Genomic DNA, 3,954 nt, shown 5'->3' on the forward strand with positions numbered 1-3,954 from the left:
GCAGTTGTAGTTGCAGATCTGCACCACGCCCAAGGCAGAAGCCTCGTCACAGCAGGCCTGCAGCTTTTCACGGTCGAGAGCCAGTACAGCGGTCATGCCGCAATCCAACCCTTCCGACGCCTTCGCCATAGCCTGCCCCCGGAAAGCGACCAACGACACGGCAGATTTGGCATCCAACACCTCCGCACATTCCAGCGCGGAATACTCCCCCAACGACAAGCCCGCTGCATATTCGGGACGAATGCCCTCCTCGGCCAACATGGCGGTGACACCCGCCGCAAAGGCCACCATGCAGGGCTGGGTGTACCGGGTCAGGTTGATGACCCCTTCGGGATCCTCAAAGCAGGTGGTTTTCAGATCAAAATCCAGCACCGTGGCGGCTTCGTCAAACACCTTGCGGAATACCGGTGACGCTTCGTACAGGTCGGCGCCCATCCCAGCGTGCTGGCTGCCTTGTCCGGCATACAAAAACGCGAGTTTCATCAGTTTAACTCCTTTTATACGTTCATCTGGCCCATCTCGTGCAGACGAGTATGGCAGCCTTCCATCAATTCGTCCAGAATCTCCGCTACGGGACGCACGCCCTGCAACATACCGGCCACCTGACCGGCCATCAAGCTGCCGGTCTCGGTGTCGCCGTCAAACACGGCGCGACGCAAACTGCCCAACGTAAACTTTTCCAGTTCCATCTTGTCGGCACCGGCTTTTTCCTGACGGACATATTCCCGGCTCATCCGGTTTTTCAGCACCCGGACCGGCGTGCCGCCGATACGGCCGGTGACGATGGTGTCACTGTCTTTTGCTTTGAGCAATGCCGCTTTATAGTTGGCGTGAATGGGACATTCTTCGGAAACCAGCAAGCAGGTGCCGATCTGCGCGCCGCAGGCGCCCAGCGCAAAAGTTGCCGCCAACTGGCGGCCATCGGCAATGCCGCCCGCCGCAATGACCGGAACATCCACAGCGTCTACGACCTGCGGTACCAACGCCATGGTGGTCATCTCACCTACGTGACCGCCGCTCTCGGTGCCCTCGGCAATCAGCGCATCGGCGCCGCATTTAACCAAATGCTTTGCCAGCACCGTAGCTGCTACCACCGGCATCACCGTGATGCCGGCGTTTTTCCAGCTTTCCATGTACTTGCCGGGGTTACCGGCACCGGTGGTGACGAAGCGAACGCCTTCCTCCACCACAATCTTGGCAAACGCATCGGCCTGCGGGTGCATCAGCATGATATTGACGCCGAAGGGTTTGTCGGTAAGTTGCTTCGCGCGGCGGATGTTATCCCGCAGGGAATCGGCGTTCATGCCGCCGGAACCGATCAGGCCCAAAGCGCCCGCATTGGAGCAGGCGGCAGCAAATTCACCGGTGGCAATATTGGCCATACCACCCTGAATAAGGGGATACCGGGTCCCCAAGATCTCGTTCAGCAGTTTCATACGACGCTTCCTTTCACAGTGAGCAACATACCGCCCCATGTCAGACCGCCGCCAAACCCGATGCAGGCAATCCGCATGCCGGGCTGCAGGCGACCATCTTCGGCCAGTTCATTGAGCGCCACCGGAATACTGGCAGCGCTGGTATTGCCATGGCGGTCCATATTTTTATAGAATTTTTCGGGATCGGCCTGCATCTTTTTCACGCAATTGTCGATGATCCGACTATTGGCTTGGTGGCACACCACCCAATCCACCTCGTCCAACGTGTGATGGGTAGCCTCCAGCACCGCGTGCAGGGTGCGGGGCAAGGCATCTACGGCAAACCGGAATACCGCGCGGCCATCCATATGGATGGGACCGTTAGGCGGCGTTTCGATGGCCATATCGCCCCGAGCCCCCAGATCCACCGCGAAATCCGAGTCTTCTGCCAGTGCGAAGATGGCCGCACCGGCACCGTCACCGAACAACACGCAGGTGTTGCGGTCTGTCATATCCATCAAGCGGGAGAGCTGCTCGCATCCAATAACCAGCGCAAACCGGCGGGAATCCTGCGGCCGTGCAGCCAGCAGTCCCCGTGCCACGGCAGCACCATAGATAAACCCAGAACAGGCTGCGTTGACATCCAGTACAGGAATATCCTCCGCCAGCCCCAGTTCATGCTGCACCAGACAAGCGGTGCTGGGGGTGGCATAGGCGCCTGAAAGAGTGGCACAGACACAGCAGCCAATTTGTTCCGCCTGCAAGCCGCTGCGCTCCAGCGCCTGCTTGGCTGCTTCGATGGCTAAGGTGGCCGTCGTCTGCCCTTCCCCACAGAAACGCCGCTGCCGAATACCGGTGCGAGTGGTGATCCATTCGTCGCTGGTATCCACCAACTTGCTCAAATCCTCGTTGGTTACCACCCGGCTGGGCAGTGCCCCTCCGGTGGAAATCAGCTGCAAACCTTCCATAAGTTCCCTCTATCTGTTCTGTGTCACAGGCCGATCTGACGATACTTTTTGTACCGTTGGTCGGCCAGTGCCTTGCCGTTCATCTTGCACAACTGGGTCAGATGCCGTTCCAGCGCTGCGTCCAAGGACGCAAAGAGCTGTTTATGGTCGCGCTGAGCGCCCCCTAGCGGTTCGGGAATCACTTCCTCCACGACGCCATCCTGCAGCAGGTCCTGCGCGGTCAACTTCATGATCTCGCAGGCTTCGCCGCTGCGGGAGGAATCCTTCCACAGGATGCTGGCAAAGCCTTCCGGGCTAAGCACCGAATAGACGGCGTTCTCCAACATCAGGATGTGGTTGGCCACGCCCAGTCCCAACGCACCGCCGCTGCTACCCTCGCCGGTCACCACCGAAAGGATGGGTACCGTCAGGCCGCTCATTTCGGCCAGATTGCGGGCGATGGCTTCGCCCTGTCCCCGTTCTTCGGCTTCTTTGCCGGGATAGGCCCCCGGCGTATCGATGAAGGTAATAATGGGACGGCCAAACTTTTCGGCCTGCTGCATCAGACGCAGCGCTTTGCGGTAGCCTTCCGGTTCCGGCATACCAAATCGGAAACGCATATTTTCTTCCAGCGTAGAACCTTTGCGGTGACCGATTACCGTAACGGGGATGCCCTTGTACCGGGCAATGCCGCCCAGAATGCTCTGGTCATCACTGCACTGCCGGTCACCACGCTGTTCAAAAAAATCGGTGAACAGCTCATGGATGTACTCGTCGATGCGGGGACGGCCCTGATGCCGGGCCAGAAAGACCCGGTCTGCGGGCGTCAAATCACGGCACTGCTCCAGCAGCGCCGCCCGGCGAGCTTCCAGTTCTTCCACCGACACATCGGCGGGGGCGTTTTCCTCCTCCCCCAATAGCTGCTTGTCGGTGTCGTCCTCCGGCGTGGGGTTTTGCAGCGCATCGATGCGCTGGTCGAGAGATTCGACCTCTTTGAGAATATCTTTGATCATGCGCCGCGCTTCCTTCCTTGTGTATGCAGCTTCAACAGCTGGGTAAGCGTCTGTTTCATCTCGCCGCGGGGAACGACCTGATCCACAAAGCCGTGATCCAGCAGGTACTCCGCCCGCTGGAATCCCTTGGGCAGCTTTTCACCGATGGTCTGCTCGATGACTCGAGGACCGGCAAAGCCGATCAGGGCATCAGGCTCCGCCAGCGTGATGTCACCCAAACTGGCGAAGCTGGCCGTCACACCGCCGGTGGTGGGATGGGTCAGATAGCTGATGTACAGTCCACCTTTGGCCTGAAAGCGCTGAATGGCTGCACTGGTTTTGGCCATCTGCATCAGGCTGAAAATGCCTTCCTGCATACGGGCGCCGCCGCTGGCAGAAAAGATGATCAGCGGCAGGTGCTTGTTGGTGGCATATTCCACCGCCCGGGTCACCTTTTCGCCCACAGCAGTACCCATGCTGCCCATAAAGAAGCGGCTATCCAACACAGCCACCACTGCGGGCACCCCGCCAATCTTGCCATAGGCCGTGACTACCGCATCGCTCAGGCCGGTTTTAGCCCGCTGCTTCGCCAATTTTTCA

The 3,954-nt window shown here is 59.3% G+C and carries 5 protein-coding genes; all 5 read right to left on the bottom strand.

From position 1 onward, the window contains the following. Positions 1 to 483: ACP S-malonyltransferase (locus Q0526_RS07780; RefSeq protein WP_298732263.1), on the bottom strand; the 483-nt coding region annotated here is incomplete at its 3' end. A 14-nt stretch (positions 484 to 497) separates the two neighbouring features. Beyond that, positions 498 to 1,436 carry a nitronate monooxygenase gene (locus Q0526_RS07785; protein WP_298732265.1) on the bottom strand — a complete coding sequence of 313 codons (939 nt, stop codon included), beginning with the start codon at positions 1,434 to 1,436 and terminating at the stop codon, positions 498 to 500. Next, complete coding sequence (locus tag Q0526_RS07790) at positions 1,433 to 2,383, bottom strand: beta-ketoacyl-ACP synthase III (protein ID WP_298732267.1); 951 nt, start codon at positions 2,381 to 2,383, stop codon at positions 1,433 to 1,435. The genes Q0526_RS07785 and Q0526_RS07790 overlap by 4 nt, the downstream gene beginning before the upstream one ends. Before the next feature lie 23 nt (positions 2,384 to 2,406). Further along, positions 2,407 to 3,375: an acetyl-CoA carboxylase carboxyltransferase subunit alpha gene (locus Q0526_RS07795; protein WP_298732269.1), complete on the bottom strand. Its 969-nt coding sequence runs from the start codon at positions 3,373 to 3,375 to the stop codon at positions 2,407 to 2,409. Then, a partial coding sequence (locus Q0526_RS07800) for an acetyl-CoA carboxylase carboxyltransferase subunit beta (RefSeq protein ID WP_298732272.1) occupies positions 3,372 to 3,954 on the bottom strand: 583 nt, incomplete at its 5' end. The genes Q0526_RS07800 and Q0526_RS07795, both read right to left, overlap by 4 nt.

It is taken from the genome of uncultured Subdoligranulum sp. (assembly GCF_937890665.1).

Bases quoted from the DNA above. Each gene is read 5' to 3' on its own strand.
- Q0526_RS07795 (WP_298732269.1), bottom strand. From the start codon at position 3,375: ATGATCAAAGATATTCTCAAAGAGGTCGAATCTCTCGACCAGCGCATC.
- Q0526_RS07785 (WP_298732265.1), bottom strand. From the start codon at position 1,436: ATGAAACTGCTGAACGAGATCTTGGGGACCCGGTATCCCCTTATTCAG.
- Q0526_RS07790 (WP_298732267.1), bottom strand. From the start codon at position 2,383: ATGGAAGGTTTGCAGCTGATTTCCACCGGAGGGGCACTGCCCAGCCGG.